Annotated in this window: 15 protein-coding genes; 4 read left to right on the forward strand and 11 right to left on the reverse strand. The window is 68.0% G+C overall.

Annotated elements, in window-relative coordinates; translation table 11 throughout:
* From ACY34K_RS20360 to ngcE, 8 genes are all read right to left on the reverse strand, one after another.
* On the reverse strand, positions 1-481 hold a 481-nt coding region (locus ACY34K_RS20360), incomplete at its 3' end, for a 1-deoxy-D-xylulose-5-phosphate synthase N-terminal domain-containing protein (protein ID WP_462749043.1).
* 164 nt (positions 482-645) lie between these two features.
* Positions 646-1,989: a sugar ABC transporter permease gene (locus ACY34K_RS20365; RefSeq protein WP_462749046.1), complete on the reverse strand. Its 1,344-nt coding sequence runs from the start codon at positions 1,987-1,989 to the stop codon at positions 646-648.
* Positions 1,986-2,780 (reverse strand): ATP-binding cassette domain-containing protein, encoded by a 795-nt coding sequence (locus ACY34K_RS20370; RefSeq protein ID WP_462749048.1) that lies wholly within the window; start codon positions 2,778-2,780, stop codon positions 1,986-1,988. Before ACY34K_RS20370 ends, ACY34K_RS20365 begins: the two co-directional genes overlap by 4 nt.
* Before the next feature lie 182 nt (positions 2,781-2,962).
* The gene (locus tag ACY34K_RS20375; RefSeq protein WP_462749050.1) at positions 2,963-4,063 is read right to left on the reverse strand and encodes a substrate-binding domain-containing protein; all 1,101 of its coding nucleotides are present in this window, start codon (positions 4,061-4,063) and stop codon (positions 2,963-2,965) included.
* 121 nt (positions 4,064-4,184) lie between these two features.
* On the reverse strand, positions 4,185-5,384 hold the full coding sequence (locus ACY34K_RS20380) for an ROK family transcriptional regulator (protein WP_462749052.1): 1,200 nt from the start codon (positions 5,382-5,384) through the stop codon (positions 4,185-4,187).
* A 209-nt stretch (positions 5,385-5,593) separates the two neighbouring features.
* The gene (locus ACY34K_RS20385; RefSeq protein WP_462749054.1) at positions 5,594-6,517 is read right to left on the reverse strand and encodes a carbohydrate ABC transporter permease; all 924 of its coding nucleotides are present in this window, start codon (positions 6,515-6,517) and stop codon (positions 5,594-5,596) included.
* A gap of 12 nt (positions 6,518-6,529) precedes the next feature.
* Complete coding sequence (locus tag ACY34K_RS20390) at positions 6,530-7,453, reverse strand: carbohydrate ABC transporter permease (protein ID WP_462749056.1); 924 nt, start codon at positions 7,451-7,453, stop codon at positions 6,530-6,532.
* 41 nt (positions 7,454-7,494) lie between these two features.
* The gene (gene ngcE / locus ACY34K_RS20395) at positions 7,495-8,943 is read right to left on the reverse strand and encodes an N-acetylglucosamine/diacetylchitobiose ABC transporter substrate-binding protein (protein WP_462749059.1); all 1,449 of its coding nucleotides are present in this window, start codon (positions 8,941-8,943) and stop codon (positions 7,495-7,497) included.
* A 424-nt stretch (positions 8,944-9,367) separates the two neighbouring features.
* On the opposite strand from ngcE, the gene ACY34K_RS20400 reads away from it, so the two are divergent.
* A complete protein-coding gene (locus ACY34K_RS20400) occupies positions 9,368-13,177 on the forward strand; it encodes a GH92 family glycosyl hydrolase (RefSeq protein WP_462749062.1) in 3,810 nt (1,269 codons plus the stop codon).
* Between the two features lie 71 nt (positions 13,178-13,248).
* Here the strand turns inward: ACY34K_RS20400 and acnA are convergent, their stop codons facing one another.
* Positions 13,249-15,966, reverse strand: a complete 2,718-nt coding sequence (acnA, locus tag ACY34K_RS20405) for an aconitate hydratase AcnA (RefSeq protein WP_462749064.1) — start codon at positions 15,964-15,966, stop codon at positions 13,249-13,251.
* 233 nt (positions 15,967-16,199) lie between these two features.
* A complete protein-coding gene (locus ACY34K_RS20410; RefSeq protein WP_462749066.1) occupies positions 16,200-16,628 on the reverse strand; it encodes a nuclear transport factor 2 family protein in 429 nt (142 codons plus the stop codon).
* A gap of 114 nt (positions 16,629-16,742) precedes the next feature.
* Here ACY34K_RS20410 and ACY34K_RS20415 point away from each other — a divergent pair, with 114 nt between their 5' ends.
* The 3 genes from ACY34K_RS20415 to ACY34K_RS20425 all read left to right on the forward strand — a co-directional run bounded on the left by ACY34K_RS20415 (position 16,743) and on the right by ACY34K_RS20425 (position 19,313).
* Positions 16,743-17,309, forward strand: a complete 567-nt coding sequence (locus tag ACY34K_RS20415; protein WP_462749067.1) for a PadR family transcriptional regulator — start codon at positions 16,743-16,745, stop codon at positions 17,307-17,309.
* Between the two features lie 67 nt (positions 17,310-17,376).
* On the forward strand, positions 17,377-17,733 hold the full coding sequence (locus ACY34K_RS20420; protein ID WP_462749070.1) for a VOC family protein: 357 nt from the start codon (positions 17,377-17,379) through the stop codon (positions 17,731-17,733).
* A gap of 50 nt (positions 17,734-17,783) precedes the next feature.
* Entirely contained in the window at positions 17,784-19,313 is a 1,530-nt protein-coding gene (locus ACY34K_RS20425) for a helix-turn-helix domain-containing protein (RefSeq protein WP_462749072.1), read from the forward strand.
* 264 nt (positions 19,314-19,577) lie between these two features.
* Here ACY34K_RS20425 and ACY34K_RS20430 read toward each other — a convergent pair whose 3' ends face one another.
* A complete protein-coding gene (locus ACY34K_RS20430) occupies positions 19,578-20,219 on the reverse strand; it encodes a 5-methylcytosine restriction system specificity protein McrC (protein ID WP_462749074.1) in 642 nt (213 codons plus the stop codon).
* Between the last annotated feature and the right edge of the window lie 64 nt (positions 20,220-20,283).

Raw genomic sequence — 20,283 nt, forward strand, 5'->3', positions numbered from 1 at the left:
CGGCGATGTTGTTGAGGGCCTCCCAGGCCATACCGCCGGTGAGCGCGCCGTCACCGATGACGGCGACGACGTGGTCGTCGCGGCGCAGGACCTCGTTGGCCTTGGCCAGGCCGTCGGCCCAGCCGAGCACCGTGGAGGCGTGGCTGTTCTCGATGAAGTCGTGCTCGGACTCCTCGCGGGAGGGGTAGCCGGACAGGCCGCCCTTCATCTTCAGCTTGGAGAAGTCCTGGCGGCCGGTGAGCAGCTTGTGCACGTAGGACTGGTGGCCGGTGTCCCAGAGGATCTTGTCCTTCGGGGACTCGAAGACCCGGTGGAGGGCGATGGTCAGCTCGACCACGCCGAGGTTGGGACCGAGGTGGCCGCCGGTCTTGGAGACCGCGTCCACGAGGAACGAGCGGATCTCCGCGGCCAGCTGGTCCAGCTGCTCCGGGGAGAGCCGGTCGAGATCGCGCGGGCCCCTGATACGGGTCAGCAGAGCCACCCGTGCCTCCTTGCGTGTTGAGCTGGTCGAGCTGCCGATTTTGTCGAGTCTAATGTTCCGCCCCGGACGGTGGTCATCGGGCGGTGGGTAATACGTCATGCCAATGGCGCAGACGCGAAGATGCCCGGCGCCGGTTGACGGCGCCGGGCATCGGGCTGGTCACACTAGGCGCGACCTGCGGTCTTCTGCGTGCGGCGGGAGACCGAGTCGATCACGACGGCGGCCAGGAGGACGGCGCCGGTGATCATGTACTGGATTTCACTCGCCATGCCGAGCATGTTGAGGCCCTGCTGGATCGACTGGATCACGATCATGCCGAGCAGCGCGGACCAGACCTTGCCGCGGCCGCCGAAGAGGCTGGTGCCGCCGATGACGGCCGCCGCGATGACGAGCATCAGGGTGTTTCCGCCGCCGAGGCTCTTGGTGGCGCCGCCGGAGAGGCTGGCCACGAAGAGTCCGCCGAAGGCGGCGAGCAGGCCCGAGAGGCCGAAGACGACGATCCGGACGCGGTCGACGTTGATACCGGCGCGGCGGGCGGCCTCGGCGTTGCCACCGACCGCGAAGACCTGGCGGCCGAAGGTGGTGCGGCGGGCGACGAAGTCGGCGACGAGCAGGACGGCCAGGAAGAGCACCAGGGCGAGCGGCAGGCCGCGGGCGCCGGCGGGCTCGTTCAGGACGTAGGCGACGACGAAGCAGAGCACCGCGACGAAGCCGGCGCGCAGGACGATCTCGCTGGTCGGGCGGGCGGGCAGGGCGGCGGCCTTGCGGCGCTTGCTGTCCAGCAGGAGCGAGCCGGCGTAGGCGAGGACGGCGACCAGGGCGAGACCGTAGGCGGCGGCCTTGTCCTCGAAGTAGTAGCCGGTCAGGTGCTCGACGACGCTGCCGGTCGGGGCGTTGATGGAGCCTTCCTTGCCCATCAGCCAGATCTGCAGACCGCTCCAGCCGAGGAAGCCGGCCAGGGTGACGACGAACGCCGGGACGCCGATCTTGGCGAAGAAGAAGCCGTGGAGCAGACCGAGCGCGAGGCCCGAGAGGACGGCGATACCGACGGCGAGCCAGTCGTTCATGCCGTTGGTCACGTTGAGCACGGCCCAGACGGCGGCGCCGACGCCCGCGACGGAGCCGACCGAGAGGTCGATCTCGCCGAGGATCAGGACGAAGACGATGCCGACCGCCATGATGCCGAGCCCGGAGGTGTAGACGGCGATGTTGGCGACGGAGCTGGCGGAGAGGAAGTTGCTGTTCTGCGACTGGAAGACGATCGCGATGACGATCAGACCGATGAAGACCGGCAGGGAGCCCAGCTCACCGCCGCGCACCTTGCGGGTGAACTCGGTCCAGTAGCCCTTGAGGCCCTCCTCGCGGACGAGCAGACGCGGGTCGACGGCCGGGATGGGCGCGGCGGACTGCTCCGCGGCGGGTGCCTCGGCGGCGGTGTCCCCGGCGGCGGGGGCCTCGGGGGCGGTGTCCCGGTCCTCGGGAGCGGGGGTCTTGGCGAGGTCGCTCACTTCGCGTCCTCCTTCGTGGCCGTACGCGCCTGGCGGCGGGTCACGGCGTTGTCCGTGGCGCCGGTGATCGCGGCGATGATCTCTTCGTGCGTGGTGTCCTTGACGTTGAAGACACCGTTGTTGCGGCCCAGGCGCAGCACCGCGACGCGGTCCGCGACGGCGCGCACATCGGCCATGTTGTGGCTGATGAGGATGACGCCGTGGCCGCGCTCGCGCAGCCGCTCGACGAGGTCGAGGACCTGGGCGGTCTGCTCCACGCCGAGCGCGGCGGTGGGCTCGTCCAGGATGACGATCTTGGGGTCGCCGATCAGGGCGCGGGCGATGGCCACGACCTGGCGCTGACCGCCGGAGAGCGCCGCGACGGGGATGCGGACGCTGGGGATGCGGATGGACAGGGTGTCCAGCAGCTCCTTGGCGCGCTTCTCCATGGCGATCTCGTCGAGGACGGACGCGCTCTTGAGCTCGCTGCCGAGGAAGAGATTGGCGACGACGTCGAGGTTGTCGCAGAGCGCGAGGTCCTGGTAGACGGTGGCGACTCCGAGGTCCTGGGCGTCGTTGGGCCGGTGGATCCTGACCGCGTTGCCCTCCCACTCGATGGCGCCTTCGTCGATGGGGTGGACACCCGAAATGGTCTTGACGAGCGTCGACTTGCCGGCGCCGTTGTCGCCGACCAGGGCGACGACCTCACCGGCGTGGATCTCCAGGTTCACATCGGTGAGCGCCTGGACGGCGCCGAACCGCTTGGAGACTCCGCGCAACGCCAGCACGGGCGTAGCGGACACGTGAATCATCTCCTTCGCCGCCTGTCCGGCGGGGATGGGGGTGCATCTGGCACTTGGGGAGCACAGAGGGGTGCGAGGAGGAGTCCGGCGGCCCCGCCCGCGCTTGCGGGGCGTGAATGGGGCGGGGCGCCGGACCGGTTCAGGAAGGCCGCGGAAGGGGCCTTGCCTGCGGGGGGTGCGGGTACCGGCTGTTACTTGATGCCGGCGGCCTCGCAGGCCGCCTTGTACTCGGCGGTGCAGATGTCCGCGGCCTTGTAGACCTTGTCGGCGATGATCGTGGAGGCGATGTTGTCCTTCGTCACGATCTGCGCGTCGTACAGCTTGGCCGGGATGCCCTTGAACTCACCGGTGAGGGAGTCGACCTTGACCGGGGTGAGGTCGTCGATCTTCTCACCCTTGAGGAGGCGCACCGCGATCTCGGCGGTGGTCTCGGCCTCCGGCTTGATCTGCTTGTAGATCGTGAACGCCTGGTCGCCCTTCAGGATGCGCTGAAGACCGGCGAGCTCGGCGTCCTGGCCGCCGACGGGGACCTTGATGCCCTGCTTGCTGAGGGCGGTGATGATGCCGCCGGCCATGCCGTCGTTGGCGGAGTAGACGCCCTGGAAGCCGCTCTTGCCGAGCGAGTCGATGGCGGCACCCATCTTCTTGTTGGCCTCGTCCGGGGACCAGTCCGGGATGTCCTGCTCGTAGACGACCTTCTTGACCTGCGTGTCGAGGACGCTGTGGGCGCCCTTCTTGAACAGCGGGGCGTTCGGGTCGGTCGGCGAGCCGTTGATCATGACGACGTTGGAGTCCTTGGCCTTGGCGCCGAGCGCCTTGACCAGGCCCTCGCCCTGAAGGCGGCCGATCTTCTCGTTGTCGTAGGACACGTACGCGGAGATGGGTCCCTCGGCGAGCCGGTCGTACGCGACGACCTTGACGCCCTGCTTCTCCGCCTGCTGCACCCAGGACTTCGTCGCCTTGTAGTCGACCGAGTCGAGGATGATCACCTTTACGCCCTGCGTGACGAGGGCGTCGAACTGCTTCTTCTGGGTCTCGGTGTCCTGCGCGGCGTTGTTGTACTGAACCTTGCAGTCACTGCACAGCTGCTCGATCTTCGCCTCGATGATCGGGCGGTCGAAGGTCTCGTAGCGGGTCGTCTTGTTCTCCGGCAGCAGCAGACCGATGGTCTTGCCGTCGCCACCACTTCCGCCGGCGTTGTCGCCGTCGCCCGCCTTGCCACAAGCCGTGAGGGCGGCGGCCATGGAGACCGCTGCCGTGCCTATGACGATGCGTCGCGTCAATGCGTTCATGTGGGTTGCCTCCCTGACGAGGCCGCGACGTTGCGGCCGAGGTGGCTGGAAGTCAACTCGGCCGCACCCTCGCCGTCAAGGAGTAAATTCTTAACGAGATGACAACGGTGCCATCCGTTCTCTAAGTGAACACAGGCGTCGCCGCGGGGAGGGCGCTCTCAAGAAGGGACGAATCACCCATCTCGCTCAGTACGAGGGCGAGGGCGCCGAGGACTTCGGCGCGCCCCCCGAGGGCCCCGGGAGCCACCGAGAGCTGCCGGGCGGCGCTGGGGATGGCATAGCGCGACACCGAGTCCCTGATGGGCGTCAGGACCAGTTCCCCGGCCTCGGCGAGGTCTCCGCCCAGCACGACCCGGCTGGGGTTGAGCAGGTTGCAGAGGTTGGCGACACCACTGCCGATGTGCCGGCCGACGTCCGCGATCACCCGGCGGCAGCCCGGATCGCCCTCCCTGGCCAGCTGCACGACCCGCTCCATGGTCAGGTCGGGGCCGTGGCTGGGCTGGAGGAGCGGCAGCACGTACCGGGCCGCGGTGAAGGTCTCCAGGCAGCCGCGGTTGCCGCAGCGGCAGACCGGGCCGGACTCGTCGAGGGTGATGTGGCCGATCTCGCCGGCGGTGCCGCCGGGCCCCCGGTAGATCTGTCCGTCGATCACCAGGCCGGCGCCGACACCGCTGGCGACCTTGATGTACGCGAGGTCCTTGACGCCGCGCCCGCTGCCCCAGACCAGCTCGCCCAGAGCGCCGAGGTTGGCGTCGTTGTCCACGTACACGGGCACGCCGAGGCGGCCGGAGAGCTCCTGGCTGGGGTTGATGCCGGTCCAGCCCGGCAGGATCGAGGTGGAGCCGAGGGTGCCGGAGGAGACGTCGATCGGCCCGGGGACGCCGAGGCCGACGCCGACCACCTTGTCGGGGCCGATGCCGGTGGTCTCGATCAGCCGTTTGACCAGGCGTTCCGCCCGGTCGAAGCCCTCTTCGGAGGAGGCGTCGACATCGAGCGGCTCCGACTCCTCGGCGAGCACCTGGTGGGCCAGGTTCCCGACGGCGACCCGCAGGTGGGTGTGCCCGAAGTCGACGCCGATGACGATGCCGGCGTCACCGCTGAGCGAGACGGCGCGGGCCCGGCGGCCGCCGGCGGAGGTCGGGGTGACCTCGACGGTGCCGCCGTCCTTGAGCTCGCGGACGATGTTGGAGACCGTGGCCGCGGAGAGGCCGGTGGTCCTTGCGATCTCCGCCTGGGTGAGCGACCCGGCCAAGCGCACCGCGCGTACGACCCGCTCAAGGTTGGCCCGATGCAGAGATGTCTGCGACCCCGGAGTCTCCATCGACTCTCTCACTCCTGCCGTTTTCTCCAACATGTGAACTCTAAGCTGAGCGTTTTGGGTTGGCCTCCGTCAAGACCTTGAGCGTTGCGAAGCTCCGATGAGCACGCAACGTACGGAAAAATCCGAATTATGCGGTATGTCGAGCATAAAAGCCGTCCACCGGTGCACACGGCGCACCGGTGGACGGCTGGTGGACCGTCCGTTGTGTGCTACTTCAGGGCGCCCGCCGTCAGGCCGGACTGGACCTGCCGCTGGAAGATCGAGTAGACGACGAGCACCGGCAGCATGGCGATCATCATGCCGGCCATGAGCGCGCCCCAGTCGTTCTCGTACCCCTGCTGCAGCGCGATCATCGCGAGGCCCTGGGTGAGGACGTACTTGTCCTCCTGCTGGTTGAGCACCATCGGCAGCAGGTACTGGTTCCACTGCCCCAGGAAGTTGAAGATGCCGATGCTGATCAGGCCGGGCTTGGCCATCGGCAGCATCACCTGGAAGAAGGTGCGGGTGTGGGAGGCGCCGTCGATCATGGCCGCCTCCGCCACCGAGGTCGGCAGCGTGCGGAAGAACGCCGTCATGAAGAAGACGGTGAACGGCAGCGAGTAGGCGATGTAGACGAGGATCAGCCCGTGGTAGGTCGCCAGCAGCGAGCTGCCGGGGAAGTCCCGCAGGACGAAGAAGAGCGGGATGACCAGCATGAAGACCGGGAAGGACATGCCGGCGACGAACAGGTAGTAGATGAGCCGGTTCCCGGGGAAGGTGAACCGGGCCAGTACGTAGGCGGCCATGGACCCGAGCACCATCGTGCCGATGACGGAGCCGCCCACGACGACCAGCGTGTTGATGAAGTACTGGCCCATGTTCGCGTCGTTCCACGCGTTGGACCAGTTCTCCCAGTGCAGGACCGTGGGCAGCCCCCACGGGTCGGTCAGGATGCCGTTGCTGTCCTTGAAGGCGCTCCACAGCACCCACAGCAGCGGTACACCGACCATCAGCGCCCACAGGACGAGGATGCCGTGGGAGAAGACGTTGAGGACGCCGCCCTCGGACGTGCGGCCGCCGGTGGGCCCGAGCTTCCGGGTGACGGTGGCGGGGGTCTCCCGCTTGGCCACCGCTTCGATTTCTTCGGTCGTCATCCGCCCGTACCCCTAGTACTCGATCCGCTCGCGGCGCCCGAGGCGCATCGCGAGCACGGCGAAGGTCATCGTGACAATGAGCATCGCGACGCCCATGGCGGAGGCATAGCCGAACTGGCTGTCGCGGAACGCCGTCAGATAGAGCCTGAGCGGCATGACGTCGGTGGCGCCGTCCGGACCGCCCATGTTCACCGACATGATCTGGACCAGCGCGAACGCGTCCAGGGCGATGATGCCCATGTACACCCAGCCGGTCTGGACCGTGTCCCACAGCAGCGGCAGGGTGATCTTGAAGAAGGTGTCGAAGCGGCTGGCGCCGTCGAGCAGGGCCGCCTCGTAGATGTCCCGGGGGATGGAGGCCATCGCCGCGGAGAACAGCACCACGTAGAACCCGACGTGGCCCCAGACCATGACCGCGCTGATGCACCACAGCGCGAGGCTCTTCTCGCCCAGCCAGGCGTTCTGCAGGGCGTCCAGCCCGACCGCGCCGAGCAGGGAGTTCAGCATGCCGTCGTCCGGGTCGGGGTTGTAGATGTTGAACCAGATGACGGCGATGATCGTGATCGAGATGACCTGCGGGAAGAAGAAGACGAACTTGTAGAACCGCGAGCCGGCCACACCGGTGATGACCTCGTTCTTGCGCCGTCTGCCGCCCACGTTGAGCATGAAGGCGAAGAAGAGGCCGAGCCCGAGCGTGACCACTGGGACGAGCGCCAGCATGTAGACGTTGTGGCGCAGCGCGTTCCAGAAGTCGTCGCTCTCCCAGAGCTTGGAGAAGTTGTCCAGGCCCGTGAACCTCGCGGTGCCCACCAGGCCGGACCAGTCGGTCATGGAGATCTGGAAGGCCTGGACGAACGGCGACACCACGAAGACGCCGTAGATGATCAGAGGCAGGGCCAGGAAGCCCACGATGAATCGGTACTTGCCGTGTTGCACGGTGCTCCCCGGCCCTTCCCTCGTCCGGTCGAACTGTCGGGTCAGGCGGTGCGCTTGAACTTGGTGACGGAATCGTCCTTGGCCACCTTGTCGCATTCCACCTGGGTCTTCTTGATCCAGTCGGCGGCCTTCAGCTCCCCCGCGAGCAGCTGGCCGGTCAGTCCACCGATCTTCTCGTCGGTGAGCGCGGGGTACCACTCCTGCAGCTGAAGGCTGATCAGGTTGTCCCCCGCCTCCTTGAACACCTTGCTGGCGGAGGCGAGGCCGGGCGAGAGGGTCATGCCCTGGGTGGCGTCCATGACACACGTCAGCGACTTCACCTTCCGGGCGAAGTTCTGCGCGTGCTTCTTGGAGAGCATGATGCGCAGCAGCTCCATACCGCCGACCGGGTTCTTTCCCTTGCTGGCGACGATGTACGGCTCGCTCGGCTCGGCGCGCAGGGTGCCGTGCGGCATCTTGTCGCCGGTGCCGTCGAAGAGCGCGCCGACGGCCATGCCGAAGTCCTTCGGCGTGGTCGGCGCGGCCTCGTTCTCGACCCAGGAGCCGTTGGGGATGAAGACGGCCTTGCCCTTGTTCCAGGCGGTCTGGGACTGGATGTGGGTCAGGCCCTGGCTGCCTTCGAGGAAGTACTTCTTGGCGGCCAGCTCCTCGTAGTGCTCGATGACCTCCTTGACCGCGTCACTCTTGGTCCAGGCGTTCGGCTCCAGGTTGTCGATGGCGATCCACCCCTCCATGCCGCCGATCTTGGCGATCTGGGCGAAGAGGTTGAAGTGCACGTAGTAGGGGAATTTGCCGGCGTACGTCCAGGGGGCGATGCCCGCCTTCTTGATCTCGCCGCAGAGCGTGACCATCTCGGACAGCGTCTTGGGGTAGGCCCAGCCCTTGGAGTCGAGGAGCTTCCGGGAGTACCAGGTGCCGTAGATGGTGAAGGCGTAGTACAGCACGTCGAAGGTGTCGCCGTGCTTGCCCTTCTCGATGGTGCTGGGGTGGATCGTGTCCCGGATCTTCTTGTTCGGGTCGTCGATCGAGGCGGCGTCGAGCAGCTCGGCGAGGTCGTGGAGCTGGCCCTGGGTGGACAGCTTGTTCATGTCCAGGTGGTCGGCGCCGGCGTTGTCGATGACGTCCGGCGGGTTGCCGCCGGCGAACCGCGGGGTGAGCTTGGGCCCCACCTGCTGGGTGCCCGTGTGCTTGACGTCCGCCCCGTAGGTGGCCTTGAAGTCGGCCTCCGCGTCCCTGGCGTACTCGTCACCGAGGCCGCCCTTGAAGATGAACGCCTCCAGAGGGGCACCCTGCTTCACCCCGAGCGGGTTCTTCGCGGACTTCTCCCCGCCGGGGGCCTTGGTCTCCTTCTCGCTGGTACCGCCGCCACCGGTGGCACAGGCGGACAGGAAGCTCATGGTCGGGACGGTGATCAGGCCGAGCGCGGCGGACCGCTTGATCAGATCGCGGCGGCCGAAGCCGCCGTCGTTGCGGGCGGACGTGGATCCCATGCTCAAGTCCTCGCCTTCTCCAGGACGCAGGCGGTGTACCGGTCGCCCGTCCGGCTCGCCTGAGGCGAAGGGCCCCGCCACCGCGGTCAGTTGCTGGGTCGTGCAGGTGCTGGGTCATTCAGTGCCGGCTCATGCCGGTCCGCAGTGAGGACAGCCACTCGGACGCCGACAGGTATAGTCCACTTCGCGTCAACTGGGCAAGATCGAAAGCAACTTCGCCCGGGAGTCTTTCCCGAGTTGAGACCTGCGGGAAATGCAGAACGAACCGGTCCGCATTCCCCGCCACCACTCTCGACAGAATGACTGAATCCAGCCTTCCGCTCCCGCCAACACCCTTGACACCCCACACCACTTACTCCCTACTGGTTCCTGCGCAGCTCGCTTGACAACGTTGTCCGGCATTCGGCAGGAGGCATGACACGGGATGCGGTGCAGACCAGGACCTCGTGACGGACACCCCCGAACGGCCGCCCTCGTGGCGGCCGCTTCTCTGCTCGTGGCGGCGACGCCGTCGGCCGCGCACGCCCTCTCCGCCCAACCGGCCGCCGTCGAACGGGAGTTCTTCTCCTCCTTCGAGGCGGACGAAGCCCCGCCGGACTGGCGCAACACCGTGGACACGGACGCCGCCGGCCGGAAGCGGGCGTCCGGAGTCGACGGTGCCTTCGCCTCCGGAATACCGGGAAACGTCACCGACAAGGTGAACGGGCTGCGCGCCAGCGGGGAGAACACCGGAGCCGGGGAGACCAAGGAGAATCTGGTCGACCTCCAGCCCTCCACCAAATGGCTCACCTTCGCCCCCACCGGCTGGGTGGAATTCGACCTGGAAGAACCGGCCAAGGTGGTGACGTACGCCCTGACGTCGGCGAACGACCACGCCCCCCGGGACCCCGAGGAGTGGACGCTCAAGGGGTCGACGGACGGCAAGGAGTGGCAAGTCCTGGACACCCGCTCCGGGCAGACTTTCGAGAAGCGCTTCCAGACGAAGACGTACGACTTCGACAACGCAACGGCGTACGCGCATTATCGGCTGGAGATGACGAGGAATCACGGCGCCGCGGACATCCTTCAGCTCGCCGACGTTCAGTTCTCGAACGGTGACACCTCTCCCCCGGCCCCGCAGGACATGCGCTCGCACGTCGACCGCGGGCCGGCCGGCTCCCCGACGGCCAAGGCGAACGCCGGCTTCACCGGTACGCGGGCGCTGAGGTACGCCGGTACGCACCGGCCGGACCGACGCGCTTACTCGTACAACAAGATCTTCGACGTGCACACGGCCGTGGGCCGCGACACCGAGCTGTCGTACCGGATCTTCCCCGCCATGGCGGAGACCGACCTCAACTACCCGGCGACGAACGTGTCGGTGGACCTGGCCTTCACCGACGGGACGTATCTGAGTGAGCTGCGGGCCGTCGACAGCCACGGCGGAGCGCTGACCCCGCGGGGCCAGGGCGCGGCGAAGCGGCTCTACGTCAACCAGTGGAACCACGTCAGCGCGGCCATCGGTACGGTCGCGGCGGGCCGCACGGTGGACCGGATCCTCGTCGCGTACGACGCGCCGAAGGGACCGGGGAGGTTCCAGGGCTGGGTGGACGACGTCTCACTGAAGCGCCGGGCACCCGAGAAGCCGCCCGGCCGGCCCTCCGACTACGCCTCCACGGTGCGCGGCACCCACTCCAGTGGCTCCTTCTCCCGCGGCAACACCTTCCCCGCGACCGCCGTGCCGCACGGCTTCAACTTCTGGACGCCGGTGACCAACGCCGCGTCCAAGAGCTGGCTGTACGAGTACGCCCGCGGGAACGACGCCGGCAATCTGCCGACCGTGCAGGCGTTCAGCGCCAGCCATGAGCCGAGCCCCTGGATGGGTGACCGGCAGACCTTCCAGCTGATGCCGTCGGCCGCCGCCGGCGCCCCGCCGGCCGGCCGGAACGAGCGCGCGCTGCCGTTCCGCCACGAGCGGGAGGTGGCGAAGCCGCACTACTACGGCGTGACGTTCGAGAACGGGCTGAAGGCCGAGATGACCCCGACCGATCACGCGGCGATGATGCGGTTCACCTATCCGGGCGACAACGCCTCGGTCGTCTTCGACAACGTCACGGAGGAGGGCGGGCTGACGCTCGACGCCGCGGGCTCGTCCTTCACCGGCTTCTCGGACGTCAAGAGCGGGCTGTCCACCGGCGCCACGCGGATGTTCGTGTACGGCGTCTTCGACGCGCCGGTCACCGGCGCCGCGTCGGCCGGCGTCCGGGGACATCTGCGCTTCGACGCCGGGGCGGACCGCACGGTGACCCTGCGCATCGGGACCTCGCTGATCGGCGTCGACCAGGCGAAGAGGAACCTGGCGGCGGAGATCCCGGCGGGAACGGGCTTCGAACACGTCCGGAGCCGGGCGCAGGGCGCCTGGGACGACATCCTCGGCCGGGTGGAGGTCGAGGGCGCCACGCGCGACCAGCTGGTGACCCTCTACTCCAGCCTCTACCGGCTGTACCTCTACCCCAACTCGGGATTCGAGGAGGTCGACGGCAAGGACCGGTACGCCAGCCCCTTCTCGCCGCAGACCGGCCCGGACACACCGACCCGCACCGGGGCGAAGATCGTCGACGGCAGGGTCTACGTCAACAACGGCTTCTGGGACACCTACCGCACGACCTGGCCGGCCTACTCCTTCCTCACCCCCGGCAAGGCGGGCGAGCTGGTCGACGGCTTCGTGCAGCAGTACAAGGACGGCGGCTGGATCTCCCGCTGGTCGTCACCCGGTTACGCCGATCTGATGACCGGCACCTCCTCGGACGTCGCGTTCGCCGACGCGTACGTCAAGGGCGTGGACTTCGACGCGGAGGCGGCGTACGAGGCGGCGCTGAAGAACGCGACGGTGGTGCCTCCCGGCAAGGGCGTGGGGCGCAAGGGCATGGAGACGTCCCCCTTCGTCGGCTACGCCTCGACCGAGACCCACGAGGGGCTGTCCTGGTCGCTGGAGGGCTACCTGAACGACTACGGCCTGGCGAGGATGGCGGCCGCCCTGCACAAGAAGACCGGGAAGGACCGCTACCGGGCGGAGGCGGAGTACTTCCTGAACCGGGCCCGCAACTACGTCACGCTCTTCGACAGGAAGGCCGGCTTCTTCCAGGGCCGGAACGCGAAGGGCGACTGGCGGGTGCCGAGCGAGTCGTACGACCCGAGGATTTGGGGCCACGACTACACCGAGACCAACGGCTGGGGCTACGCGTTCACCGCCCCACAGGACAGCCGCGGCCTGGCCAACCTGTACGGCGGCCGCGCCGGTCTGGCCGAGAAGCTCGACACGTACTTCTCGACGCCGGAGACGGCGAGCCCGGAGTTCGTCGGCTCGTACGGCAGCGTCATCCACGAGATGACCGAGGCCCGTGATGTGCGGATGGGGATGTACGGCCACTCCAACCAGGTGGCCCACCACGTCACGTACATGTACAACGCGGCCGGGCGCCCCTGGAAGACGCAGGAGAAGGTCCGCGAGGTCCTCTCCCGCCTCTACACCGGAAGCGAGATCGGCCAGGGTTACCACGGCGACGAGGACAACGGCGAGCAGTCCGCCTGGTACCTGTTCTCCGCGCTCGGGTTCTACCCGCTGGTGATGGGCGGCGGGGAGTACGCGATCGGCTCGCCGCTGTTCACCAGGGCGACCGTGCGCATGGACAACGGCGCGAAGCTGGTGGTCAGGGCGCCCAGGAACAGCACGCGCAACATCTATGTGCAGGGGGTACGGGTCAACGGCAAGCGCTGGACGTCGACGGCGCTCCCCCACTCGCTGCTCGCGCGGGGCGGCACGCTGGAGTTCGACATGGGGCCGGGGCCGTCGGCGTGGGGCACGGCGCCGGGCGCCGCGCCGGTCTCGATCACCACGGACGACCGGGTGCCGTCGCCCCGCCGGGACGTGCTGGACGGGCCCGGTGAGCTGTTCGACGACACCTCGGCGACCGCTGCCTCGGTGGAGGGCGTGGAGCTGCCGGTGCCGGCCGGCACCCGGGCGGTGCAGTACACCCTGACGTCGTCGGCCCGGGACAGGGCCCCGGCGGGCTGGGTGCTGCAGGGCTCGCGGGACGGTACTTCCTGGCGGGACCTGGACCGGCGGTCCGGAGAGTCGTTCGCCTGGGACCGCCAGACCAGGGTGTTCACGATCGCACGGCCCGGTGCGTACGACCGGTACCGGCTGGTGCCGGACGCGGTCTCGACGCTGGCGGAGGTCGAACTGCTGAGGTAGCCGCAGGACCCCATGCGGAAGGGCCGCACCCCCGTCGCCGGGGGTGCGGCCCTTCCGTGTGCCGGGTCCGGTCAGTTGCGGATCAGGTTGCGCAGCACGTACTGCATGATGCCGCCGTTGCGGTAGTAGTCGGCCTCACCGGGGGTGTCGATGCGGACGACCGCGTCGAACTCGACACCGGTGTCGGTGGTGACCTTGACCGTGCGCGGCGTGGTGCCGTCGTTCAGCTCGGTGACGCCGGAGATGGAGAAGGTCTCCTCGCCGGTCAGGCCGAGCGACTGGGCCGATGCGCCCTCCGGGAACTGGAGCGGCAGGACGCCCATGCCGATGAGGTTCGAGCGGTGGATGCGCTCGTACGACTCGGCGATGACGGCCTTGACGCCGAGGAGCGCGGTGCCCTTGGCGGCCCAGTCGCGGGAGGAGCCGGAGCCGTACTCCTTGCCCGCGAGGATCACCAGCGGGATGCCGGCGGCCTGGTAGTTCTGGGAGGCGTCGTAGATGAAGGAGACCGGGCCGCCCTCGACGGTGAAGTCGCGGGTGAAGCCGCCCTCGGTGCCCGGCGCGATCTGGTTGCGCAGGCGGATGTTGGCGAACGTACCGCGAATCATGACCTCGTGGTTGCCGCGGCGGGAACCGTACGAGTTGAAGTCGCGGCGCTCGACGCCGTGCTCGGTGAGGTACTTGCCGGCCGGGGTGTCGGCCTTGATCGCACCGGCCGGGGAGATGTGGTCGGTGGTGACCGAGTCGCCCAGCTTCGCCAGCACGCGGGCGCCGGCGATGTCGGAGACCGGGGTGGTCTCCATGGTCATGCCCTCGAAGTACGGGGGCTTGCGCACGTAGGTGGACTGCGGGTCCCACTCGAAGGTGTTGCCGGTCGGGATCGGCAGCGCCTGCCACTGGGCGTCGCCCGCGAAGACGTCCTGGTAGGACTTGTTGAACATGTCCTCGCCGATGGCGTTGGCGACGACGTCGTTGACCTCGGCCTCGGTCGGCCAGATGTCCTTGAGGAAGACCGGGTTGCCCTCGGTGTCGGTGCCGATGGCGTCCTTGGTGATGTCCACCTTCATGGAGCCCGCGATGGCGTACGCGACGACCAGCGGCGGGGAGGCCAGGTAGTTCATCTTGACGTCGGGGTTGATCCGGCCCTCGAAGTTGCGGTTGCCGGAGAGCACCGAGGTGACCGCGAGGTCGTGCTCGTTGATCGCCTTCGAGATCTCCTCGTCCAGCGGACCGGAGTTGCCGATGCAGGTGGTGCAGCCGTACCCGACGAGGTTGAAGCCCATCTTGTCGAGGTACGGGGTCAGGCCGGCCTTGTCGAAGTAGTCGGTGACGACCTTCGAGCCCGGGGCCAGGGTGGTCTTGACCCACGGCTTGCGGGTCAGGCCCTTCTCGACCGCCTTCTTGGCCACGAGCGCCGCGGCGACCATGACGTAGGGGTTCGAGGTGTTGGTGCAGGAGGTGATCGCGGCGACGGTGACGGCGCCGTGGTCGATCTCGAAGGAGGAGCCGTCGGCCAGGGTGACCAGGGTGGGCTTCGACGGGGCGCCGTTCGGGTGGTTGGCCGGGGCGTCGGAGGCCGGGAAGGACTCCTTGCCCGCCTCGTCCACGTCGTCCACGTAGTTGCGGACGTCCTGGGCGAACTGCTCGGCGGCGTTGGCCAGGACGATGCGGTCCTGCGGGCGCTTCGGGCCGGCGATGGACGGGACGACCGTGGAGAGGTCGAGCTCCAGCTTCTCGGAGAAGTCCGGCTCGGCGGCCGGGTCCAGCCAGAGGCCCTGCTCCTTGGCGTACGCCTCGACGAGCGCCACCTGCTGCTCGGAGCGGCCGGTGAGCTTGAGGTAGTTCAGGGTCTCGCCGTCGATCGGGAAGATCGCGGCGGTGGAGCCGAACTCGGGCGACATGTTGCCGATGGTGGCGCGGTTCGCGAGGGAGGTGGCAGCGACGCCCTCACCGTAGAACTCGACGAACTTGCCGACGACGCCGTGCTTGCGCAGCATCTCGGTGATGGTGAGCACGAGGTCGGTGGCGGTGGTGCCGGTGGGCAGCTCGCCGGTCAGCTTGAAGCCGACGACGCGCGGGATCAGCATGGAGACCGGCTGGCCGAGCATCGCGGCCTCGGCCTCGATGCCGCCGACGCCCCAGCCGAGCACACCGAGGCCGTTGACCATGGTGGTGTGCGAGTCGGTGCCGACGAGGGTGTCGGGGTACGCCTGGCCGTTGCGGACCATGACGGTGCGGGCCAGGTGCTCGATGTTGACCTGGTGGACGATGCCGGTGCCGGGCGGGACGACCTTGAACTCGTCGAAGGCGGTCTGGCCCCAGCGCAGGAACTGGTAGCGCTCCTTGTTGCGGCCGTACTCCAGCTCGACGTTCTGGGTGAACGCGTCCTTGGTGCCGAACTTGTCGGCGATGACGGAGTGGTCGATGACCAGCTCGGCCGGGGCCAGCGGGTTGATCTTCGCCGGGTCGCCGCCCAGCTCCTTCACGGCCTCACGCATGGTGGCGAGGTCCACGACACACGGCACACCGGTGAAGTCCTGCATGATCACGCGGGCCGGGGTGAACTGGATCTCCTGGCTCGGCTGGGCCTGCGAGTCCCAGTTGCCGAGGGCCCGGATGTGGTCGGCGGTGATGTTCGCGCCGTCCTCGGTGCGGAGCAGGTTCTCCAGGAGCACCTTGAGGCTGTAAGGGAGGCGCGCGGAGCCCTCGACCTTGTCCAGCCTGAAGATCTCGTACGACTCGTCGCCCACGCGCAGCGTGCTGCGGGCGTCGAAGCTGTTCGCCGACACGACAGTCTCCTTCATCAATGTGCGCGTACTGACCGCATCCTGCCGCTACGGCTCCTCGCCGATCCGCTAAGGTAAGACTTAGTTAGGTAACCCTTACCGGCTGGCGCGGCTGCGGTGCGTCTTTCGGCAGATATCTCGATGTCGAGATAACTCTAGTACATGACCGCAGATCGGTCATGCCCGAGCCGCGCCGGACCGGCTTCGGGTCGGGTTCTCGCCGGCCCCTCCCCCGCTCAGCCCTCCGCCGGAGCCGGCACGAGGCCGTCCTCGACCAGCCCGGCGAGCACCGCCTCGCCCAGCGCGTGCACCGCCGACTGCGGCCGCACCATCACCGTGAACTCCTTGATGCGGCCACTCTCGTCGAAGTGCAGCAAATCGATGCCATGGATCCGCTTGCCGTTCACGACGGTCCGGAAGAGCAGCACGGCCGCGGGCGCCTCGGCGCCGTCGGCGCTCGTCTCCGCCGCACCGGCGAACTCTCCGACGTAGTGGAAGTCCTCGAAGACGCGCAACAGCACACCGAAGAGGCCCAGGACCATGGGCTTCCCTTCGAAGGGCGTGAACTTCACCGGGCTGTAGAGCCGGATGTCATCGGTGAACAGTTCGCCAAGGGCGGCGAGGTCGCGGCTCTCGACGGCAGCACGGAAGCGGTCGGCGGTCATGGGTTCCCCTCATCTCATACTCAAAAAAGTGACTAGTCAGATTCTTGAGTACCATGGGGGCACAGCCCGGCGGAAGAGGGACGCGAGAAGCGCCGGGGCGAGGGAAGGAGCGCGATGGCCCTGCGTCACGCCGTACTGGCGGCCCTGCTGGACGAGGAGCTCAGCGGCTACCAGCTCGCCAAGGCGTTCGACCTCGGCGTGGCGAACTTCTGGCACGCGCTGCCGCAGCAGCTGTACGCGGAGCTGGCGAAGCTGGAGGCGGACGGACTGGTCGCCGGCCGCGAGGTCGTGCAGGACACCCGGCCCAACAAGCGACTGTTCCGCGTCACCCACGAGGGGCTCGCCGAGCTGGAACGGTTCGCCGCCGCCGCTTCCAAGCACTCGTTCATGCGCGACGACCTGCTGGTCAAGGTCCAGGCGGCCGACCACGTCGACCCCGGACCGCTGATCGAGCAGCTGCTGGAGCGCGCGGCGGCCGCGGAGGCGAAGGCCGAGTTGTTCGGCTCGCTGCTGCGGCGCATGCGGGGCGATCGGAGCGAATCGGAATTCCTGCGCGAAAGCACGCGTATCGGTCCTTATGTGACGTGCCTGCGGGGACTCGCCTTCGAGGAGGGCAATCGCGACTGGTGCCGGCGCACCGCGGCGATCCTGCGGGACAGGCGGTCCGCCGCCGGTTCGTGAACGGCATCCGGCTCGTTCGGCCGCACCCCGATTGCCGGGCAAAGGGGATACAAGGAGCATCGAAGACATGTTCAGCGGCGCACACGTCATCCTCTACAGCCAGGACGCCGACGCGGACCGGGCCTTCCTGAAAGACGTGTTGGGTTTCGACCACGTCGACGCCGGGCGCGGCTGGCTCATCTTCCGGCTACCTCCGGCCGAGGTCGCCGTACACCCGGCGGCCGGAGAACCCAGACATGAGTTCTATCTCATGTGCGACGACATCCGGGCCACCCTGCGGAAGTTGACCGACCGTGGGGCGGAGGTCGCCCAGTCGCCCAGTGACCAGGGGTGGGGGGTACTCGCCACGGTGCGGCTGCCGAGCGGCGCCCAACTGCCGCTCTACGAACCCCGACACCCCACCGCCCACGGCCTGTCACCCTGATGGAGTACCCGGCAGGCAGTCACATCTCATATCTGAGATAGCCTGCCTCCATGGCAGACGACTACCTCGTACGCATCGGCAAGCTCATCCGTGATGCCCGGCAACACCGCGGCTGGACGCAGACACAGCTCGCCGAAGCGCTGGCCACCAGCCAGAGCGCGGTCAACCGCATCGAGCGCGGCAACCAGAACATCAGCCTTGAGATGATCGCGCGCATCGGTGAAGCGCTCGACAGCGAGATCGTGTCGCTCGGTTACGCCGGGCCCATGCATCTGCGTGTGGTCGGCGGCCGCCGGCTCTCCGGCGCCATCGACGTCAAGACGAGCAAGAACGCGTGTGTGGCGCTGCTCTGCGCCTCACTGCTGAACAAGGGTCGCACGGTGCTGCGGCGCGTCGCCCGCATCGAAGAGGTCTACCGGCTCCTGGAGGTGCTGGGCTCCATCGGTGTCCGCACCCGCTGGATCAACGACGGGATGGACCTGGAGATCGCCCCGCCCGCGCGGCTGGACATGGAGGCCATCGACGCCGAGGCCGCCCGCCGCACCCGCTCGATCATCATGTTCCTCGGGCCGCTGCTGCACCGGCTGCCGCAGTTCAAGCTCCCCTACGCCGGTGGCTGCGACCTCGGTACGCGCACCATCGAGCCGCACATGATCGCGCTGCGCCGGTTCGGTCTCGACATCACCGCGACGGAGGGGCTCTACCACGCGCGGGTCGACCGCGAGGTCACTCCGGACCGCCCGATCGTGCTGACCGAGCGCGGCGACACGGTGACCGAGAACGCGCTGCTGGCCGCCGCCCGCCACAACGGCACCACCGTCATCCGCAACGCCTCGTCGAACTACATGGTCCAGGACCTGTGCTTCTTCCTGGAGGCGCTGGGCGTACGGGTGGACGGCATCGGTACGACCACGCTGACCGTCCACGGCGTGCCGCACATCGACGTCGACGTCGACTACTCCCCCTCCGAGGACCCGGTCGAGGCGATGAGCCTGCTGGCCGCCGCCGTCGTCACGGAATCCGAGCTGACGATCCGCCGGGTGCCGATCGAGTTCCTGGAGATCGAGCTCGCGGTACTGGAGGAGATGGGCCTCGACCACGACCGCTCGCCGGAGTACAACGCGGACAACGGCCGCACGCGGCTGGTCGACCTCACCGTACGGCCCTCCAAGCTGGAGGCGCCGATCGACAAGATCCACCCGATGCCCTTCCCGGGCCTGAACATCGACAACGTGCCGTTCTTCGCGGCCATCGCCGCCGCGGCCCAGGGCCAGACCCTGATCCACGACTGGGTCTACGACAACCGGGCGATCTACCTGACCGACCTCAACCGCCTGGGCGGGCGCCTGCAACTGCTCGACCCGCACCGGGTCCTCGTCGAGGGCCCCACCCGCTGGCGCGCGGCCGAGATGATGTGCCCGCCGGCCCTGCGGCCCGCGGTGGTGGTACTGCTGGCGATGATGGCGGCGGAGGGCACCTCGGTGCTCCGCAACGTCTACGTCATCAACCGCGGTTACGAAGACCTGGCGGAGCGCCTGAACTCGGTGGGCGCGCAGATCGAGATCTTCCGCGACATCTGAGCAGCCTCAGATACAACGCCGCTCATCCCCTCCTGACTTGCACGTATGCGAGCCAGGAGGGGATTCGTCGGCGTCTGTGGGACTTGTCTGGGACTTTGGGTCGGGATCGGGAGATTACCGGCCCCCGGAGCCTGGGGACGCTTGGTCGGTGCTCCATGTGATGCGTCATCGGAATCATGCGGAACAGCCACCCAATCGGAGAAGACCCGGTACAACGAGCTGTCTCCAACTCGGGATGCGCGGCCGTGCGCCCCATGCACCGGCTCAGGTATCCGAGAAGCTTCCAGAAGGCACACTGCCCTGACGCGACATTGCTGAGCCGTGAAGCATGCGCCGAGCCAGCGCGTCGATCTCGGCAAGCAACCCCGCGGACTGCTGCTCCAAGTCAATGGCGTGCTGGTGGAGGACTGTACCGGTATGCCGCACACGGTGGCTGATGTGTGGAGCGTTACCCTTCGCGTACACCAGGTGCCCCTCCGACAGACCCAGGGCAGTGCAGTAGGCCAGCATTTGGTAGAGGTCCTCATTCGGAAAGCCGGGTTTTCTGCGGGCCTTGTACTTGGCGTCCGCGACGATCAGTGGGGTGCCGGACTCTCCGTACCAGACGAAATCAGGTCGCAGGCGGATCGCATCCTCTTCGTCCATGTGGATGTTCCGGGCCTGGAGGACACTTCTGCCACCGTAGGGGCGCATGGCCTCCCGTAGTGCCGTACAGATGAAGTCCTCATAGATGCCATTCATGTCGAACAGAAATCCGTTCATGCGCAGCTGCCCGGGCAGGTGCTCGGCCGACCCTCCCCTCAGCACCGCCTCGGAGAGGTGGAGTGCCGGGTGATAGCGGGTGTTGAGCCGCGTCGGATGCCAAAAGGGTGGTGTCTTCCCCCGGGTGAGCGGTGTGATGTCCACCAGCCGCGCTGTTCGGCACCACGGGCTGGTGCCAGGACCTGGCCGACGCCGCGCAGACCCACGG

This window comes from Streptomyces sp. STAM6, from assembly GCF_054963715.1.